At 44.5% G+C, this 18539-nt stretch carries 20 protein-coding genes; 10 read left to right on the forward strand and 10 right to left on the reverse strand.

The annotated features are described in order from the left end of the window. Positions 1–9 precede the first annotated feature (9 nt). From rpsS to H8698_RS03365, 7 genes are all read right to left on the reverse strand, one after another. The gene (gene rpsS / locus H8698_RS03335; protein WP_177679813.1) at positions 10–285 is read right to left on the reverse strand and encodes a 30S ribosomal protein S19; all 276 of its coding nucleotides are present in this window, start codon (positions 283–285) and stop codon (positions 10–12) included. 63 nt (positions 286–348) lie between these two features. Next, positions 349–1182 (reverse strand): 50S ribosomal protein L2, encoded by an 834-nt coding sequence (rplB, locus tag H8698_RS03340; RefSeq protein WP_177679812.1) that lies wholly within the window; start codon positions 1180–1182, stop codon positions 349–351. A gap of 30 nt (positions 1183–1212) precedes the next feature. Continuing rightward, a complete protein-coding gene (rplW, locus tag H8698_RS03345; RefSeq protein ID WP_249311154.1) occupies positions 1213–1506 on the reverse strand; it encodes a 50S ribosomal protein L23 in 294 nt (97 codons plus the stop codon). Continuing rightward, a complete protein-coding gene (rplD, locus tag H8698_RS03350) occupies positions 1506–2129 on the reverse strand; it encodes a 50S ribosomal protein L4 (protein ID WP_177679177.1) in 624 nt (207 codons plus the stop codon). The genes rplW and rplD overlap by 1 nt, the downstream gene beginning before the upstream one ends. Before the next feature lie 29 nt (positions 2130–2158). Continuing rightward, complete coding sequence (gene rplC / locus H8698_RS03355; RefSeq protein WP_177679178.1) at positions 2159–2788, reverse strand: 50S ribosomal protein L3; 630 nt, start codon at positions 2786–2788, stop codon at positions 2159–2161. Between the two features lie 137 nt (positions 2789–2925). Then, the gene (gene rpsJ / locus H8698_RS03360; RefSeq protein WP_177679181.1) at positions 2926–3240 is read right to left on the reverse strand and encodes a 30S ribosomal protein S10; all 315 of its coding nucleotides are present in this window, start codon (positions 3238–3240) and stop codon (positions 2926–2928) included. A 463-nt stretch (positions 3241–3703) separates the two neighbouring features. After that, positions 3704–3979: a hypothetical protein gene (locus H8698_RS03365; protein WP_177679183.1), complete on the reverse strand. Its 276-nt coding sequence runs from the start codon at positions 3977–3979 to the stop codon at positions 3704–3706. A 159-nt stretch (positions 3980–4138) separates the two neighbouring features. On the opposite strand from H8698_RS03365, the gene H8698_RS03370 reads away from it, so the two are divergent. Genes H8698_RS03370 through H8698_RS03385 form a run of 4 tightly spaced genes read left to right on the forward strand, consistent with a single transcriptional unit; the run spans position 4139 to position 7415 of the window. Beyond that, complete coding sequence (locus tag H8698_RS03370; RefSeq protein WP_249311155.1) at positions 4139–5101, forward strand: RluA family pseudouridine synthase; 963 nt, start codon at positions 4139–4141, stop codon at positions 5099–5101. A gap of 11 nt (positions 5102–5112) precedes the next feature. Beyond that, positions 5113–6246, forward strand: a complete 1134-nt coding sequence (locus H8698_RS03375) for an aldo/keto reductase (RefSeq protein WP_249311156.1) — start codon at positions 5113–5115, stop codon at positions 6244–6246. A 3-nt stretch (positions 6247–6249) separates the two neighbouring features. Then, the gene (locus H8698_RS03380; protein WP_249311157.1) at positions 6250–6726 is read left to right on the forward strand and encodes an S-ribosylhomocysteine lyase; all 477 of its coding nucleotides are present in this window, start codon (positions 6250–6252) and stop codon (positions 6724–6726) included. After that, positions 6723–7415, forward strand: coding sequence for a 5'-methylthioadenosine/adenosylhomocysteine nucleosidase (locus tag H8698_RS03385; protein ID WP_249311158.1), 693 nt, complete (start codon positions 6723–6725; stop codon positions 7413–7415). Before H8698_RS03380 ends, H8698_RS03385 begins: the two co-directional genes overlap by 4 nt. A 77-nt stretch (positions 7416–7492) precedes the next feature. Here the strand turns inward: H8698_RS03385 and H8698_RS13255 are convergent, their stop codons facing one another. Continuing rightward, the gene (locus H8698_RS13255; protein WP_283245362.1) at positions 7493–7627 is read right to left on the reverse strand and encodes a hypothetical protein; all 135 of its coding nucleotides are present in this window, start codon (positions 7625–7627) and stop codon (positions 7493–7495) included. 806 nt (positions 7628–8433) lie between these two features. Between H8698_RS13255 and H8698_RS03390 the strand changes: the two genes are divergently transcribed. The 4 genes from H8698_RS03390 (at position 8434) to H8698_RS03405 (ending at position 14344) form a co-directional block, all read left to right on the forward strand. After that, complete coding sequence (locus tag H8698_RS03390; protein WP_249311159.1) at positions 8434–8637, forward strand: helix-turn-helix domain-containing protein; 204 nt, start codon at positions 8434–8436, stop codon at positions 8635–8637. 127 nt (positions 8638–8764) lie between these two features. Continuing rightward, positions 8765–11530 (forward strand): type I restriction endonuclease subunit R, encoded by a 2766-nt coding sequence (locus tag H8698_RS03395; protein ID WP_249311160.1) that lies wholly within the window; start codon positions 8765–8767, stop codon positions 11528–11530. An 11-nt stretch (positions 11531–11541) separates the two neighbouring features. After that, entirely contained in the window at positions 11542–13110 is a 1569-nt protein-coding gene (locus H8698_RS03400; RefSeq protein ID WP_249311161.1) for a type I restriction-modification system subunit M, read from the forward strand. A 1-nt stretch (position 13111) separates the two neighbouring features. Next, positions 13112–14344, forward strand: a complete 1233-nt coding sequence (locus H8698_RS03405) for a restriction endonuclease subunit S (RefSeq protein WP_249311162.1) — start codon at positions 13112–13114, stop codon at positions 14342–14344. On the opposite strand, the gene H8698_RS03410 is transcribed toward H8698_RS03405, so the two are convergent. Beyond that, complete coding sequence (locus H8698_RS03410) at positions 14337–15383, reverse strand: restriction endonuclease subunit S (protein WP_249311163.1); 1047 nt, start codon at positions 15381–15383, stop codon at positions 14337–14339. The two genes, H8698_RS03405 and H8698_RS03410, sit on opposite strands and share 8 nt — an antisense overlap. A gap of 173 nt (positions 15384–15556) precedes the next feature. Here H8698_RS03410 and H8698_RS03415 point away from each other — a divergent pair, with 173 nt between their 5' ends. Further along, the gene (locus H8698_RS03415) at positions 15557–16504 is read left to right on the forward strand and encodes a site-specific integrase (protein ID WP_249311164.1); all 948 of its coding nucleotides are present in this window, start codon (positions 15557–15559) and stop codon (positions 16502–16504) included. Positions 16505–16788: 284 nt separating this feature from the next. Here H8698_RS03415 and H8698_RS03420 read toward each other — a convergent pair whose 3' ends face one another. Then, on the reverse strand, positions 16789–17475 hold the full coding sequence (locus H8698_RS03420) for a sugar phosphate isomerase/epimerase family protein (protein WP_249311165.1): 687 nt from the start codon (positions 17473–17475) through the stop codon (positions 16789–16791). 139 nt (positions 17476–17614) lie between these two features. On the opposite strand from H8698_RS03420, the gene rbsK reads away from it, so the two are divergent. Continuing rightward, positions 17615–18535 (forward strand): ribokinase, encoded by a 921-nt coding sequence (gene rbsK / locus H8698_RS03425; RefSeq protein ID WP_249311166.1) that lies wholly within the window; start codon positions 17615–17617, stop codon positions 18533–18535. Positions 18536–18539 lie beyond the last annotated feature (4 nt).

Consider the following 18539-nt stretch of genomic DNA (forward strand, 5'->3'; position numbering starts at 1 on the left):
AAGGAAATATTATTTGCCGCTTGTTTTATTTCCGGCATGACCTTTAAATGTTCTTGTCGGTGCAAATTCACCAAGCTTGTGACCAACCATATCTTCCGATATAAACACCGGCACGTGTTTTCTGCCGTCGTGTACTGCGATGGTATGTCCTACCATTTCAGGGAAAATGGTTGAGCTTCTCGACCATGTCTTTAAAACTCTTTTTTCGTTGGCTTCGTTCATCTTAATAATTCTTGCCAAAAGTTTTTCCTGCACGAAAGGTCCTTTTTTAATCGATCTACCCATCTTAATCCTCCTTCGCCGAAGATTTCCCGGGGGACTTGCCCCGGGACTTTTCCGTTCCAAACATTATTTATCGTTTCTTCTCTTTACAATGAACTTGTCATTTAAGTTCTTTTTCTTTCTGGTCTTCAGGCCCAAAGCCGGTTTACCCCAGGGGGTAACAGGTCCCGGACGTCCAACAGGGGACTTACCTTCACCACCGCCGTGGGGATGGTCGCAGGGGTTCATTACGGAACCTCTCACCGTCGGTCTCCAGCCCATGTGGCGTTTTCTGCCGGCCTTACCAATGGAAACGTTCTCGTGGTCTAAGTTGCCGACCTGGCCGATGGTTGCCATGCAGTTCATTGCAATCAGGCGAACTTCGCCGGAGGGAAGCCGAACCTGTGAATATTTATCTTCTTTTGCCATGAGCTGTGCGCTTGCGCCTGCTGTGCGGACAAGCTGACCGCCCTTGCCGGGACGCAGCTCAATGTTGTGAATCAGCGTACCAACGGGAATGTTTGCAATGTGCATTGCATTGCCCGGCTTAATGTCTGCGCCTTCAGGGTTGGTAACAATTTTTGTTCCGTCTGTTACGCCTAAGGGTGCTAAGATGTATCTTCTTTCGCCGTCTTCATACTCTACCAATGCAATATTGGCAGACCTATTAGGATCATATTCAACACCAATTACGGTAGCTGTTCCAATTTTGTTTCTTTTAAAATCAATTACTCTGTATTTTCTTCTGTTGCCGCCGCCTCTGTGACGAACGGTAATTCTGCCATAGCTGTTCCTGCCGCCGGTCTTGTTCATGGGCTCAAGCAGAGAGCGTTCCGGTTCTGTCTTTGTAATTTCATCAAAGGTGGAAACCGTCATGAATCTTCTTGCCGGAGACGTAGGATTATATTTTTTTATCGGCATCTACGTTCACTCCTTAATACAAATAGTTAATTAAACCATGCTCTCAAAGAATTCAATGGTTTTGCTGTCCTCGGTGAGCTTTACGACAGCCTTTTTATAGGCAGCGCGTCTGCCTTCATTTCTGCCCATTCTCTTCATTTTGCCGTCCATGTTAATGGTGGTAACCTTTGAAACCTTCACGTCGAAAATTTCTTCAACAGCCTTTTTAATTTCAATTTTGTTGGCGTCGGTTGCCACTTTGAACGTATATTTCTTGTCTGCCAGCATATCCATGCTGTTTTCTGTAATGACGGGCTTTAAAATAATATCGTAAGAGCTTTTCATTACGCATACACCTCCCCTAATTTGTCGGCGGCGTCTTTTGCTAAAATAACTTTTTTATACTTTAACACTTCATACACGTTGAGCATTCCAACGTAAGACACGCAGACTCCGGGAATGTTCTTAGCCGAAAGATAAACCTTTTCGTCTTTGTCGGCAAGAACAATCAATGTTTTTTCAGAAACCTCCAGGTTTTTGAGCATATTTACGATTGCTTTTGTTTTAATTTCCTCAACCGCAATGCTGTCTAAAAGGAGCATTTCATTGTCCGCAAGCTTTGCAGAAAGCGCGCTGCGCATTGCAAGCTGCTTAATCTTTTTGTTCACGCTTGTTCTGTAGCTTCTCGGCTTCGGCGCAAAAACCACGCCGCCGCCTGTCCACTGCGGGCTTCTGATAGAACCTTGCCTTGCACGGCCTGTTCCCTTTTGGCGCCACGGCTTAATGCCGCCGCCGCGAACTTCCGCACGGGTTAAAGCGCTCTGTGTGCCCTGCCTCTGATTGCCGAGGTAGCTGACTACTACTGTATGCATAGCCGTTTTATTCGGTTCAATTCCGAACACCGCGTCGTTTAAAGCGCAGTTTCCGACTTCTTTACCTTCCATATTAAATAATTTCGCGTTAGGCATTTCACTTCCTCCTTTCGTATCCGTTCTTGTTATGCCTTAACAGAATCTTTGATGATAACCATGCCGCCTTTGGGGCCTGGGATTGCGCCTTTGATTGCTAAAACGTTCTTCTCTGCGTCAACCAAAACGACTTCAAGATTCTGAATTGTTACTTTTTCAACGCCCAGGTGACCGGCAAGCTTTTTGCCTTTCATAACACGGGACGGTGTAGAACATGCGCCCAGCGAGCCCGGGCCTCTGTGGTAACCGGAACCGTGGGTCATGGGACCTCTGTGCGCGCCCCAGCGTTTAATCGGGCCGGCATAACCTTTACCCTTTGTGATGCCGGTTACGTCAACCGCATCACCGGCAGCGAATACGTCCGCCTTAATTTCATCGCCGACATTCATTTCGGAGGAATTGTCGAGTTTGAGCTCGCGGAGATATTTCATATATCCCGTTCCTGCCTTTTTAAAATGTCCCTGCATTGCTTTCGGCGTATGCTTTTCTTTCTTTTCGCCGAAACCAACCTGAACAGCCTCATAACCGTCGCTGTCCACTGTTTTTTTCTGGATTACCCTGCACGGGCCTGCTTCAACAACGGTAACGGGAATTAAAACGCCGTTTTCGCCGAAAAGCTGCGTCATGCCGAGCTTTTTGCCTAAAATCGCTTTCTTCATAAAAGCACCTCCAATTTTTGGTTATTGGTTCGTCCAATTGCCAGACGAACATGACCCGCCGCGTCGCTGAAAAGAATGCGGCAGTGCCTTTTTTCAAGCCGCTTTGCAGCTTGCCCAAGCGTAAATTTGCGAAACGCTTAGTTCTTTATCTCAATGTCAACACCTGCGGGCAGCTCAATTCTCATAAGAGCGTCAACCGTTTTCGGTGTAGGCAGCAAGATTTCAATTAACCGTTTGTGAGTTCTCATCTCAAACTGTTCTCTCGAGTCCTTATACTTGTGAACAGCACGGAGAATGGTTACGATTTCCTTCTTTGTGGGAAGGGGAATCGGGCCTGATACCTTTGCTCCGTTTCTTCTTGCTGTTTCCACAATTTTTTCTGCGGACTGGTCTAACAACACGTGGTCGTAAGATTTGAGTCTGATTCTCATTTTCTGGCTTGCCTGTGCCATTTGTGTTTCCTCCTTAAATCAAATTTTTGTCTGTGATGGAACGACGTTTTCTAAGACACCGAGCCGGGCGTTTAGCGCCTGCTCATAAATAATGCCGAAAACCAAATCGGTCTCCGGGTCTTAAAAATGCTCAATCTGCACAAACGGACACACGCTCAGGGCACAACTACCCTTAAGCGCCTCTTTTGTAATAAGTAAGCCGTTTTGCGTATGACTGTCGCCCGGTTTCATGAATCGGACATTCTCCATGGAAAAACCCGCTTATTTGTGCGCGGCAACCTCCCACTTCCTCGTATGCCATGTCACAGCCCTTATATTATACTATAATTCTTAGCATTATTGCAAGTTTTTTCTCGGAAAACCGAAAAAAATATATACCAAAATTTTTCATGTATTACGCCAGTATATTTGTGCATATTTTACCACTGCCGCAGGCGCCTGAAAAAACGCCCGCGGCTCCAGGTCAGTTTAGAATGTTGAAATACTTTAAAAGGCAAATGCAGTCTTTAAATGCCTGCTGGTAGAGAAACGCTCCCTCTCGCTCCAAGCGTAAACTGAATATTTCTACCCGTTTCATAATAAACGAGTAGTCCTCCTCGTCAAATTTCTTTTCAAGCTCGCGTTGCGCTTGTTCACATTGCAGCTCTAACTTAGTACAAGTTTCTGTTTGTTGAAACGCGCGCAGCGCGCTTTCCATAATATACACCATCTGTTCCGCCGACTCGCCCGTATCCATCATTATAACACCTCCTTTCTATACTTTTGCTCACTTTCAATACACTACTATAGCACCCAATTAAAAAAAATGTTTACGGTACACCCTAACAGGCGTAAAAAAATTTGAAACTCACCTTCTCCTATGATATAATAGTATTATTACATAAAAAAGGAAATCAAAATGAAACAATTCACCATAACAAAAAACGACGCAGGCCAACGGCTGGACAAATATTTAATTAAAACCTTAAAAACCATGCCCAAAAGCCTGGTGTATAAATCCCTGCGGAAAAAGAAAGTGAAAATTAACGGCAAACGTATTACCGACGGCGGGCTTATGCTGTATGAGGGCGACGTTTTGGAGGCCTACATAAACGACGAGTTTTTTGAGCTGAAAGACAGCGAAAACGAATTTCTGCTCCTCACCTCCGCCTCCTTAGACATTGTGTATGAGGACGAAAACATTCTTTTGGCAAACAAACCCCAGGGCTTAAGCGTTCACTCTGACGAAACCGGCTCGCCGGACACGCTGATTAACCGCATTCAAAAATATTTGTACGACAAGGGCGAATATGACCCAGGGCAAGACCGCACCTTTGCCCCTGCCCTGGCCCACCGCATTGACCGCAACACACAGGGGCTTGTTTTAGCGGCAAAAAACGCCGAGGCCCTGCGGGTGCTGTGCGAAAAAATAAAACAAAAGGAAATTAAAAAATATTACCTTTGCATTGTCTGCGGCCATCTTCCTGAACCAAGCGCAACCTTAAGGGCTTATCACAGGAAAGACGAAACCACAAAACAGGCCAAAATATTTGACCGCCCCGCTCCCGGCGCAAAAGAGATTATCACAAAATATAAAGTGGTAAAACGTTTCAAAAACCACGACCTGGCGGAGGTGCTGCTTGTCACAGGCCGCACCCACCAAATCCGCGCTCACATGGCCCATATCGGTCATCCCCTTTTCGGTGACGGCAAATATGGCCGGCCGGACAAAACCCTTTCACAAACCCGCCAGGCGCTCATTGCATATAAAATTCGGTTTGATTTTCAAACCGACGCAGGCGTTCTTTCCTATTTAAAAGGAATGGAGCTGAAAGTGAAAAACCCCGTGCTTTGTGAAGCTGACATAGAAAACCAACTGTAGGAGGATTTAAAATGGAAAAAAGAACATTTCAAAACTTAGACGTGGAAAGCTCGTTGTTGGGCTTTGGCTGCATGCGCTTTCCCTTAGACAAAAACGGCAAAATCGACGAGCCCCTGGCAGAACAAATGATGGATGACGCCATGGCCGCAGGCGTTACATACTACGACACGGCGGTGCCCTATCACGAGGGCAGCAGCGAACCGTTTGTAGGCCGCGTTTTAGAAAAATATCCCAGGGAGTCTTACCTTTTGGCAACCAAGCTTCCCTGCTGGGACGTAAACGACAAATCCGACGTGCGCAGGCTGTTCGACATGCAGATGAAAAAACTGAACAAAGACTATTTCGACTTTTACCTGCTCCACGCTCTGGATTTGGGCCGTTTCCGCAAAATGCGGGACTTAGGCGTAATTGAAGAATGTGAAAAGCTGAAAGCCGAGGGAAAAATCCGCTTTTTGGGCTTTTCGTTTCATGATAATTACGAAGCTTTTGAAGAAATGATTACTTACAAAAAGTGGGATTTCTGCCAGCTGCAAATTAACTATATGGACCAAAACGACCAGGCGGGCTTAAAGGGATTGAGACTTGCAGAAAGCTTAGGAATTCCGGTTATCGTAATGGAACCGGTAAAAGGCGGTCAGCTTGCCGTACTTCCCGATGATGTAAAAGCTCCCTTTGAAAAAATAGACAGCTCGAAAACCCCTTCATCCTGGGCGCTTCGCTGGGTTGCCTCACAGCCCAACGTGAAAGTAATTTTAAGCGGCATGTCTACTCCTGCACAGGTGTCAGACAATTTAAACACCTTCACCAATTTTAAGCCCCTCACACAAGAGGAGTTTGCGGCGGTGGACGAGGTAATGCACAACTTAAAAGCCCGGGTGAAAAACGGCTGCACCGCGTGCCGCTACTGCATGCCCTGCCCCGCCGGGGTGGACATTCCCGGAAACTTTGCCCATTGGAACGGCTACGGCATGTATGAAAATCGGGATACCGCCCTCCGCGGCTGGAAAAACAATATGCCAGAGGAAAAACAGGCCAAAAACTGCATTGGCTGCGGCAAGTGCGAAACCGTCTGTCCCCAGCAGCTGCACATCCGTGAAGACTTAAAACAGGTGCAGGCTACGTTTGACGGGCTGTTAAAGGAGTAAGCAATGAAACACATAAAAAAAATTGCAAGTTTTGAGGCCGACCACAGGTTTATCACCCCGGGAATTTATGTTTCCCGCACCGACGGTGACATCACCACCTACGACCTGCGCACCAGAAAGCCCAACTGCGGCGACTATATGGACAACCGCACAATGCATTCAGTTGAACATCTGTTTGCCACCTATGTGCGGAACTCAGAAATTGCCGAAAACGTGGTCTATTTTGGCCCCATGGGCTGTCAAACTGGGTTTTATCTGCTGGTGAGAAACGCAGACAACGAAACGGTGCGCTGGGTGGTTTTGGAAACGCTGAAAAAAATTGCGTCCCACACAGGTGAAATGTTTGGAAACAGCGAAATTGAGTGCGGAAACTTTCGCAATCTAAGCGTGGAAGATGCACAGCGCGAATGTGCGCGCTTTTTAGAAGATTTAAAAAACGACCGGAATAATTTTGAATATCCAAAGGGGGACCAAAAATGATTGGCATTATCGGAGCAATGGGCGTTGAAATCCAGTCGCTTGTGCAAATGCTGGAAAACCGCGAAACCGTTACCTTGAGCGGAATTGAATATGCAAAAGGCACCATTCACAACAGAGAAGTTGTTCTGGCTGTGTGCGGCATCGGCAAGGTGTTTGCCGCCGTGTGCGCCCAAACCATGATTTTAAAATTTGCCCCCGACGTGATTATTAACACCGGCGTGGCCGGCACGCTCACCGAAAGCCTCACCATCGGCGACATTGCAGTTTCGGAAAACGTGGCCCAGCACGACATGGACACCACCGCCCTGGGCGACCCTGCCGGGTTCCTCTCCGGCATTAACATCATTAAAATCCCGGCGGACGGGAAAACCCGCCAACTGTTGGTGGATTGCATCAAACAGCTGGGCGTAAATTACCGCACAGGAACAATTTGCTCCGGCGACCAGTTTTTAGCCTCCCAAGAAGTGAAGGACAGAATTGTTAAAAACTTTGGCGCCATTGCCGGCGAAATGGAGGGCGGTGCCATTGGGCAGGTTTGCTTTATTAACAACGTTAAGTTCTGTGTTTTGCGGGCCATTTCCGACCGGGCAGACGGTTCCGGCGCAGAAAACTATTTTGAATTTTTAGAACAGGCCGCCCAAACCGCGGTGAACGTGATTGACAGATTTATAAAAATGAGCGGGGAATAAATCCCCGCTCATTTTCTGTTTCCGCGCGCTCTGCAAAAACGGCTCTTGCATATGCCCCTTTTGCATTTCTTTGTTATTTAAATTGAGAGAAGCCGCTGGCCAATCCGGTGCAGAAAGCCCATAAATTCTGCCGCGGCGGTGGCGGGAACGTGTCCGTAAACCAGCTCGAAGCTGAAAACCTCCGGCAGTCCGCCAAGCTTTAATGCGTTCACGCAAGATACCCAGTCGATTTTTCCATGTTTCCACGTCAAATACGCTGAAATAAAAAACGGTATTCACCCCTATTGTTCGGGGGATTTTTTGTTTGTAGTCTCGAAATTGGAATAGTTACTAGGTTTGAAAACATAGTCATTTTACTCAGTCATTTTTGCGGTTGTTCGCTTTTTTGTTCGCTTTGATTATTACAAAAAGTTTGTTCGCTTTTCCAGTCTGATTTTACTCAGTTGTACTCAATTATACTCAATTTACGCAGTTCATAGTCATTTGCATTCGCCTACACTTAATTTACCGTGATTTATCCTTTAAGCCAAACCGTCATGTTATTTTAGTACGATCTGGCTAGCTCTGGCAGCAAAGGACATTCCCGTTAATATAGTCCATATCCGCGGAGTATTAGTTTTATAGACGGTTCCGCAAAAGTATAGCAGGCGCCGCCACACAGTTGATAGAGGATACCTCATAAAAGAGGTATCCGTCTTTGCCCTTAAATGCGGAAGATGTGCCATTTCGTGGGGTTTTTCTGGCTCCACTTTACTCCGTTCTACGCATCAGCCTAGTCAGCCTTTTTTCCCTTAGACGGGCAGACATATACGAAGATTATTACTGCATTTTGATACAGATTTACTGAACGAACTAAATTAAGCATAGATATTGCAAAAACCGGAGTTTTCTTCAGAAGCTTCGGTTTTTTATATTACATTTATGTTTTTTAACACTAACATTGTTTTGAATTTTCGGACTTAATGTGATATAATAGGTCTTGGCAACTTACCGATAAAATGTAAGCGAGGTCAGAACTATGAATGTAAGCTATAAAAAGTTATGGAAGCTTCTTATTGATCGAGATTTAAAAAAGAAGGATCTTGAGCAAATGGCAAATGTGAGCCACTATACAATAAACAAACTTACACATGGAGATAATGTAACAACGGATGTTCTTGGACGAATATGCAAAGCTCTTGACGTCGTCATGGATGATATTATGGAATTTATTGATGAATAGGCGTGATAGTTTCAATGGATTAATTATGATATTCTTACAACTGAAGAGAACTCAATATCTATTCCCATACTCACATTCGTTTGGGAATTAAACAATTAATATATCCTCAAGTATAGGAGTTGAAGATATGGCATACCAAAGTGAAGCAGCTCTGGAACAACAGTTTATAGAGCAATTAAACAAACAAGGATACAGCACCGTTTCCATACCGGACTACGATGCCTTGGTGGCGAACTTCAAAGTTCAATTTGAAGCCTTTAATGCCGCAAAACTTGATACGCCTCTGACCGGTAAAGAGTGGGAGCGCATCTTTAACCTCATGCTCGGAAAATCTATTTTCCAGAGTGCAAAAATTCTGCGTGATAAGTTCGTATTGGAACGAGAAGACGGAACTAAGGTGTACCTTTCCTTCTTTGACAACGATCACACCAAGAATATTTTTCAAGTCACCAACCAAACAACCGTTGTGGGCAAATATGTGAATCGTTATGATGTTACCATCCTCGTGAATGGTCTTCCACTGATTCAGGTGGAACTGAAACGTCGAGGCATTGACATCCGTGAAGCGGTCAATCAGGTAATGCGTTATAAAAAACATTCTTATAATGGACTGTACCACTTCATCCAGTTGTTCGTGGTTTCCAATGGTGTTGACACCAAATACTTTGCAAACTCCGACAGAGACTTGCTCTATAGCCTCGCATTCTTTTGGACAGATTTCAATAATGTACGCATCACGAATTTGAAGGAGTTTTCTATATCCTTCCTGGCTCGTGATCATATCATTAAAATGCTGACCCGTTATACCATTTTGAACGATACAGACAAATTGCTGATGGTTATGCGTCCTTACCAAGTATATGCGGTGGAGGCACTTGTCCGTCAGGCAACTCTCACCAACCGAAATGCGTATGTGTGGCATACAACCGGTGCTGGCAAGACGTTGACGTCCTTTAAAACAGCACAGATTTTGGCAGCCAACCCTAACATCAAAAAAGTTATTTTCCTTGTTGACCGTAAGGATTTGGATTCTCAAACCACAGAAGAATTCAACAAATTTGAAATCGGCTCTGTTGACGCAACCGATCGCACTAATGTCCTCGTTAAGCAAATGCAGGATAAGAATCGTCAGCTTATCGTTACAACGATGCAGAAGATGGCGAATGCAGTCAAGCGTCCTCAATACGCCAAAATCATGAGTGCGTATAAGGATGAGAAAGTGGTATTTATTATTGACGAATGTCACCGCAGTCAGTTTGGTGATATGCACAAGGATATTGTTCGCCACTTCCAAAAAGCTCAGTTCTTTGGATTTACCGGCACACCTCGCTTTGAGGTCAATGGCAAGACGGAGGGCAAGATTACTCAAACTACTGAGATGCTTTTCGGAGAGTGCGTACATAATTATCTGATCAAGGATGCTATCTTCGATAACAATGTCCTCGGTTTTCATGTTGAGTATATCAAGACGATGGAGGGTGATTTTGATTGGGATGATCCCACTATGACAGAGGCCATAGATGTAGGTGAACTTTACCTTTCAGAAGAAAGAATGTCCTTAATTGCAAACCATATTGTTCAGAATCATAAAGCTAAGACACGAAACGGACAGTACACCGCAATTTTTGCCGTTTCCTCCATCGCGGCACTGGTGAAGTATTACGGCATTTTCAAGAAGATCAAGCATGATTTGAATATCACCGGTATTTTCTCTTACGGACAGAATGAAGATGCTGAAGGCAAAGATGAACATAGCCGCGATGCACTGGAACGTATCATCGCCGATTATAACAAAACCTACAGCACCAATTTCTCCACGGAAACATTCTCGGCATACCATAAGGATATTTCTGATCGTGTTAAGGGTAAGAAAACCAAGTCGTTGGATATTTTACTTGTTGTAAATATGTTCCTTACAGGCTTTGACAGCAAGCAGCTTTCTGTCCTTTATGTAGATAAGGACTTAAAATACCACGATCTGCTGCAAGCCTACTCTCGTACTAACCGTGTTGAGAAAGAAACTAAACCATTCGGTATTATCATCTGTTACCGCAACCTCAAGAAGCGTACTGATGATGCACTGACACTTTTCTCCAAAAGCCACGATACTTCCGGTATTGTCGTTCCCGGTTATCAGTTCTTCGTGGAAAAGTTCAATGAAATGGTAATGAAGCTGAAGGAAATCGCTTTGTTCCCGGAATCCGTTGACACCATGCAGAGCGAAGACGATCAAAAACTGTTCGTCATTACTTTCCGCGAATTGACAAAATACCTGCAGTCGTTACAGACATTTATCGAGTTTAGCTTTGACCAGGATGCTCTCATTATGTCCGAACAGGAATACCAGGACTATAAGAGTAAATACCTTATGCTTTATACACGACAGAAAACAGACCGTGAGGTTGCGTCTGTTCTGAATGATGTCGACTTCTGCATTGAGCTGATGGAAAGCGACCGAATCAATGTTGCTTATATTATGAATCTGATTCGTAATATTCATTTTGATGACGAGAAGCAAAAGAACTACGACATCAAACACATTAAAGAGGAGTTGGGCAGAACGGACAACCCTCAGTTGCTGCGTAAGGTTGAAATTCTCCAGGCCTTCCTGGATAGGGTCGTTGTCGGTCTTGAAAGTGCCGATGAAATCGATGCCGCATATAACGACTTTGAAAACGAAGCAAAACGAGAAGAAATCGTGGCCTTCGCCGCAACGGAGGATATCGACACCGCCATGCTTACGGAATTTATCTCTGAATATGAGTTTTCCGGCACGATGGATGCCGGTAACATCAGAGACCGGATCAATAAGCCTATGCCGCTGATGAAGAAGCGGTCACTGGTAAACCGCATCGTTGATTTCATTAGACAGCACACTGAAAAATATCAATAAGGAGAAAAATAATGGATAATTCAATTCAGGCTCATCAAAAAGAACTTTGTAACAAGCTGTGGGCAATGGCAAATGCCCTTAGAGGTAATATGGAGGCTTACGAGTTCAAGAACTATATCTTGGGCATGATTTTCTATTACTACCTTTCTGACAGAACCGAGAAATATATGGCTAATCTTCTAAAAGATGACGATATCGGTTATGAAGAGGCCTGGGCAGACGAGGAATACAGATCCGCTGTTATTGAGGAAGCACTCCGCGACCTTGGCTACATCATTGAGCCCCAGTTCCTGTTCCGCAAGATGGTGAAGATGGTTGAAAACCGTTCCTTCGACATTGAGTTTTTGCAGAAGGCTATCAACGCTTTAATGGAATCCACTATTGGAAACGATTCTCAGGATGATTTCGATGGTCTGTTTTCCGATATGCAGCTTGATTCCACAAAGTTAGGTCATACCGTTAAGGACAGAAGTACTGTTATGGCAAAAATCATTGCATCTTTGGATGAAATCAACTTCAGCGTTGAGGACACTAAAATTGATGTTTTGGGTAACGCATACGAATATCTTATTGGTCAGTTTGCCGCCACCGCCGGCAAAAAAGCCGGTGAGTTTTATACACCTTCCGGTCCCGCTGAATTGCTTTGCCGTCTGGCTTGCCTTGGTCTGACCGATGTTAAAGACGCTGCCGATCCAACCTGCGGTTCCGGCTCTCTGCTGCTCCGTCTGAAAAACTATGCAAATGTTCGTAACTACTACGGACAGGAATTGACCTCTACCACCTATAACCTCGCTCGAATGAACATGATCCTGCGCGGTATCCCGTATCGTAATTTCAATATTTACAATGGAGACACGCTTGAGCATGACTATTTTGGGGACATGAAATTTCGTGTTCAGGTCGCAAATCCTCCTTACTCTGCAAAGTGGTCTGCCGATATGCGCTTCATGGAGGATGAGCGCTTCAACGAATACGGCAAACTTGCTCCTAAGAGTAAAGCTGATTTTGCTTTCGTTCAGCACATGGTTCACCATATGGACGAAGATGGCCGCGCCGTTGTGCTTCTACCTCATGGTGTGCTCTTCCGTGGTGCAGCCGAAGAGGTTATCCGTAAATACCTCATTCAGAAGCTGAACGTTCTGGATGCTGTTATCGGTCTGCCTGCCAACCTTTTCTTTGGCACCGGCATCCCGGTATGTGTTCTTGTTCTCAAAAGAGAGCGTAACGGCAATTCTGATAATATTCTCTTCATCGATGCATCTAACGACTATGAAGCGGGCAAAAACCAGAATATTCTCCGTGAATGTAATATTGATAAAATCGTAGAGACCTACGAACACCGTGTTGATGTGGACAAGTATGCTCATGTCGCTACCATGCAGGAGATTGAAGAAAACGGCTTCAATCTCAACATTCCTCGCTATGTGGATACTTTCGAGCCGGAAGAAGAGATTGATCTGAATGCTGTTGCCGCTGAGATCCGCAAGCTGCAAGCAGAGATCAAGGGTATTGACGCTGAACTAAAACCTTTCTTTGATGAGCTGGGACTTGATTTCCCATTCGACGTGGAGGGCAAATAATATGACAAATGTATCCTCAAGTAATGGTCTCGAAAAGCATCCGAAACTTCGGTTTCCGGGCTTTGATGAGCCGTGGAAGGAAAAAACACTATCACATTATCTTGTTGAGAACACAGATCGCAATAAAAAACTGATATTCGGAAAAGAGGATGTTCTTTCGGTTTCCGGTGAATATGGTATTGTAAATCAAATAGCCTTTCAAGGACGCTCATTCGCCGGCGAGAGTGTTGCTGATTACCATGTAGTTGAAACAGGTGATATTGTATATACAAAGAGTCCTCTAAAAGCAAATCCTTACGGAATTATCAAAGCAAATAAAGGTGTTCCGGGCATAGTGTCTACCCTTTATGCTGTATATCATCCCTCAACCACTGTCATACCAAAGTTTGTTGACCTTTATTTTTCAAATGATTTTAGGCTAAACAAATTCCTCAAGCCGCTGGTCAATATTGGAGCAAAGCATGATATGAAGGTAAATAACACTTTTGTGCTGACAGGTTCAGTGATTTTTCCTTCTATTAATGAGCAACAAAGACTTGTAGATTTTCTTACCATGCTGGACAATCGAATTGATGCTCAGAGGAAAATTGTCGATAGTCTCAAGAAGTATAAAAGGGGTGTCGTTCGTTCGCTTTTAACACCAGAGCATTGTAAGCTAAGCGGAGTTCAATGGAGGCATGATACCATCGGAAATCTTGGTTCTTTTATCAAGGGTGCGCCATTGTCCAAAGCCGATATATCTGAAACAGGAACTCCGTTTATTCTGTACGGAGAATTATATACAACCTACCATGAGGCAATTACAACCGTTGTCAGAAAAACGGAGGCAGAAGTCGATCAAGTATATCAGAGCATGGTGGGAGATGTGCTTATACCTACTTCCGGGGAAACACCGGAAGAAATCTCCACGGCTTCGTGTGTTATGCTGCCGGGGGTTATCCTTGCTGGTGATCTAAACATTTTCCGAAGCACTAAAATTGATGGAAGGATAATGAGCTATATTCTTAACCACATTGTAAACGGGAGCATTGCCCGTGTTGCTCAGGGGAAGTCTGTTGTTCATGTTCAGGCAGGCGAAATCGCTAAGATTGAAATATCCTATCCAGATCCAGCAACTCAAAACCGCATAATTAAGGTACTTGAGGTAATAAGCAACCGTGTGGAGGCGTGTGAGAAAGAATTGGATAATCTAAATAAACTGCGCAACTCGTTGTTGCAGCAGCTCTTCATATAAAAAGCTGCTGCAACAAGGCTTCCTTTACTTTTAAGAGCAGACTTAAAGTATCGTCTGATGCGCATATCCTTTTGTCTACTGCTTCCATAACTGCGATTATTTTATCTTGGACAGGAATACAAGGTATATCGAAAGACTCCTTTTCTATGTTTACCCATTCAGCTCTGGGCATTTTTGTGCCGGAGCTTATATTTGCAACTCTCAGAAAATGCTCTGTCTGAATGAGATAATAGAGGTATTTCGGAAGCACATACTTTGAAGGGACAAATGCCCATATCTCTGATGAGCAAACCATATCCTGCTCCGCAAACGCAAACTTCCTCAGGTAAGGGCGCAGTTTGCCAAAGAGGACATCTCCGGTCTTTGCTACTGTTTTAATGCTGATCTGAGTCGTAGATGACACACTACCGAGTAATCTGCCTGTTCCTTGCTCAATGTGCTCCAGCTCAATACAAGGATATTCTACCCTACTGCCAGGACTGTACTTTTCTTTTCTTCGCTGAGCAATCTCAGAAAAAAGATAGGTTGTTGAGTCTGCATCGTCTGAAATAGACATTTCTTCAAAAGTAAAGGAAAGAAGTCCCCTTTTATACTTCTTGAGACTATCGACAAGCTGCGCTTGTTTTGCTATCCGTTTTTGGAGAGTACCGAGCATATCAGCAATCCGTTCTTGCTCAGAGAGAGACGGAATACAAACTTTAATAGTTTCAATCTGAGGGTATTTCAAGTTCCATGTATCAGAAGTCATGCCTTGTGAGTTCTTCCTAAACTCATTGATTAAGTTTGGGCTTTTGAACAGAGCTGCAAAATAGCCGTTACTGATTGGAAATTTGGGCTTGAGAACTGTATATGCAGGACTTACTATTCCATCACAAGGTGATATGCCGTTTGCTCCTTGCCACATTCTCATGGAGTTGTAGACCATATCACCCGTCAGGACAATCTTATAGTTGCTCTTGTCTTCGCTTGAGTTGTCTTTGCCTTCGATCTCCGAACGAGGCATGACACCACCATTCATAGTGACAGAAAGTAATTCCATATCAGATGCTCCGCGCTGACTTCTTTCTGCATAAATGTCACCTATACGACATTGTTTGTATGGCTCATCAAAGCCCGGAAACCGAAGTTTCGGATGCTTTTCGAGACCATTACTTGAGGATAATAACGCCTTGATTAGCCCTTCATCGGATAATGTTCGTGGAGGTGATTAAAATGACTAATAACACACAATTCAAGACGCTGTTGAACACTTGGTTAAATCAAAAGAAACCAATGATCACACCGTCAACCCACGCCAGCTTTACGCTGATTGCCGAAAATCATTTAATTCCATACTTTGGCAAGCGTAAAATCGGCAGCATTACCGAAGCGGACATTCAGAGTTACATATCGTATCTCTACAATTCCGGTAGGTTGGACAATTCTGGAGGACTGACAGTAAAAACAATCCGCGATGTTATCCTTGTTCTCAGATTGACAATGGAGTACGCTTACAAAGAGCGCGTCATTCCACTGCTGAATTGGGATCTCATCGAATACCCGAAAGAGTTGGGTATCAAAAAGGTGTTTTCACTCTCAAAGAATCAGGAGCAAGCGCTTATTCAGTGCATCTACATGGACTTAAACAGGAAGACTGCTGGCATCCTCATTGCACTTTTTACCGGTGTGCGCATCGGTGAGCTTTGCGGGTTGCAGATGAGGGACATCTCTCTGACGGATAAAACTATTAGTATCAACAAGACTGTCCAGCGCATCTACGACAAAAAGAAGGGCGTATCTTATCTTCATATAGGATCGCCCAAAACAAAAACATCAGCACGAATAATACCCGTACCCTCGTTACTGATGAATATCATCAAGAAGTTTTACACGGATAACCCAAATCATTACTTCTTGACCGGCAAAACTAAACCAACCGAACCTCGTACCTACAGACAGTTTTTCGCACGCTTTCTTAAACGCAATGGACTGGAAAAGGTGAAGTTCCATGAAATCCGACATACGTTCGCTGTTAGAGCAATTGAAATCCCGGAGTTTGACATCAAATCGTTGTCAGAAATTTTAGGCCATAAGAATGTTTCGTTCACACTGAACGTATATGGGAGTGCCAATCTTCAGCAGAAAGTCAAATGCATGAACTTGCTAAATGTCCTGTTGTAAGGGGACGAATGCATCAAATTCGTAATCAGAGAGCTTAAGTTTTCTCCTTAAACTGTGGACGAGTACTGGTGACTCGCCCACAGTTTAATCAGCAACATTAAATTTGAGAATCAATGATATTAAAGATAAGCCAAAGATGGTATCTAAATATTCATAAAAATAAGCAGTGAAAAAGTGAACAGACGAACAAAGCACCGAACAAGCGAACATAAAAGTGAACAAGAAAAGAATTTAGTAAAATAACTGGGTGTTTTTGCTACTGCTTAAACCGAGTAAAATACGGATTAGAGATAGCTTAGATGACGTCGAAACACAAGATAAGGCACCAGGTGTAAATCGGCATTCAAATAGTTGTCGTGCACATGGGTACAGCGGATTTTATTCCCCATTTTTTCAATGGCTTCGCTTTGTTTCTCTTGGTAAGACACTGCTCCGTGGCCGAAATCCCAGCAACAGCAAACGGCGTCGCAGTGAAATTTTTCAATCAGCGCATTTAAATCCTCTGTTTTTGAGCAGTTTCTGGGAACGTCCATATCTTCAAACACATTTTCAAAGGCAATGCCAACGCCGTATTTTTCCGCCCGTTCCACCACAGGCGCAAAATATTCATAGTTAAACCGCAGCGCAGCTTCCGGCGAATAAACAAGGCGATCAAAGTCAAATTCATCGCCATGCACAACCAAATAGCTTGCGCTTAGCTCAATTGCGGCGCTGAGGCTTTCATCTACCAGTTTTTTATGGTTTTCCGCGCTGCCATATTGGTGATATCGGTTAAAGGGTGCGTGGCACTGATAAACAGACAGGCCGTTTCGTTCAAAACAGCTTTGTGTCTGCTCTAAATCTCCCCGCCAGTTTTGGGTTACGTCGGGCGTGTAGTCTAAAAGATGAAAGCCTGCTTCTTTCACCGTTTTTACAGCCTGGGATATTCCAATGTCCTTTGATAAATATTCTAAATTAAAACATAGTTCCATGTGCCCCACTCCTTTTCAAAAGTTTTTCTTAATTGTATTACAGCGGGGTGTAAATTGCAACACAAATTTCGTAGAAATTTTTATTTACAAAACCAATTTTTTTTGATATACTGACCCCAAAAGGGAGGGAGAGAAGAAATTGAACAAAATTTTAGTGGTAGGCTCTGTTAACATTGATTTGGTGATAAAAACGGAACGAATTCCAAGCCTGGGCGAAACCGTGTCGGGCAGCGGGTTTTCCACCATCTGCGGCGGCAAGGGTGCAAACCAGGCGGTTGCCATTGCCAAAAGCGGCGGCGACGTTACCATGCTGGCCTGCGTGGGGGATGATGTTTACGGCAAAATGGCAATTTCTAACTTAAACCAGGCCGGCGTGTGTCCGGCTGTGAAGGTGTGCGATAACGCCCCCACCGGCGTGGCGGTAATAACGGTTTGCGGCGGTGACAACCACATTATTTTAGACGCCGGGGCCAACGGTTTGGTCACAATAGAAATGATTGCGGCAAACGAGGCACTGTTTCAAGCGGCAGACATTGTGGTGCTTCAGCTGGAAATTCCCATGGAAGCTGTGGAAACGGCGGCGCGCCTGGCAAAAAAGCACGGATGCACGGTGGTTTTAAACCCTGCGCCGTTTCAGCCCTTGTCCCGTGCGCTTATTCTAAATGTGGACCTTTTTGTCCCCAACGAATTTGAAGCGTCACAGGTGGTTGGGTTCGAAATCAGCGGAAAAGAGCAGGTGAAAAAAGCAATTTGCGCACTGGAGGAAATGGGCATAAAACAGCCCGTTATTACCCTGGGGGCCCAGGGCTCTGCGTTTCGGTATGGCGGCGAGGTTGTTTTTCAGCCGGCATTTCGCGTAACTGCGGTAGACACCACCGCCGCAGGCGACACATTTATCGGCGGGATTTGTGCTTGTCTTTGCCGCGGATTAACCTTAAAAGAAAGCGTTCGCTATGCGTCCGCTGCATCGGCCATCGCGGTGAGCAGGTTTGGCGCAAGTGTGTCTGTTCCTAGTAAAGAGGAGGTTTTGACATTTCTTTCATTACCAAATTGTGAATAATTTA

Source organism: Congzhengia minquanensis, assembly GCF_014384785.1.
Classification (GTDB): domain Bacteria; phylum Bacillota; class Clostridia; order UBA1381; family UBA9506; genus Congzhengia; species Congzhengia minquanensis.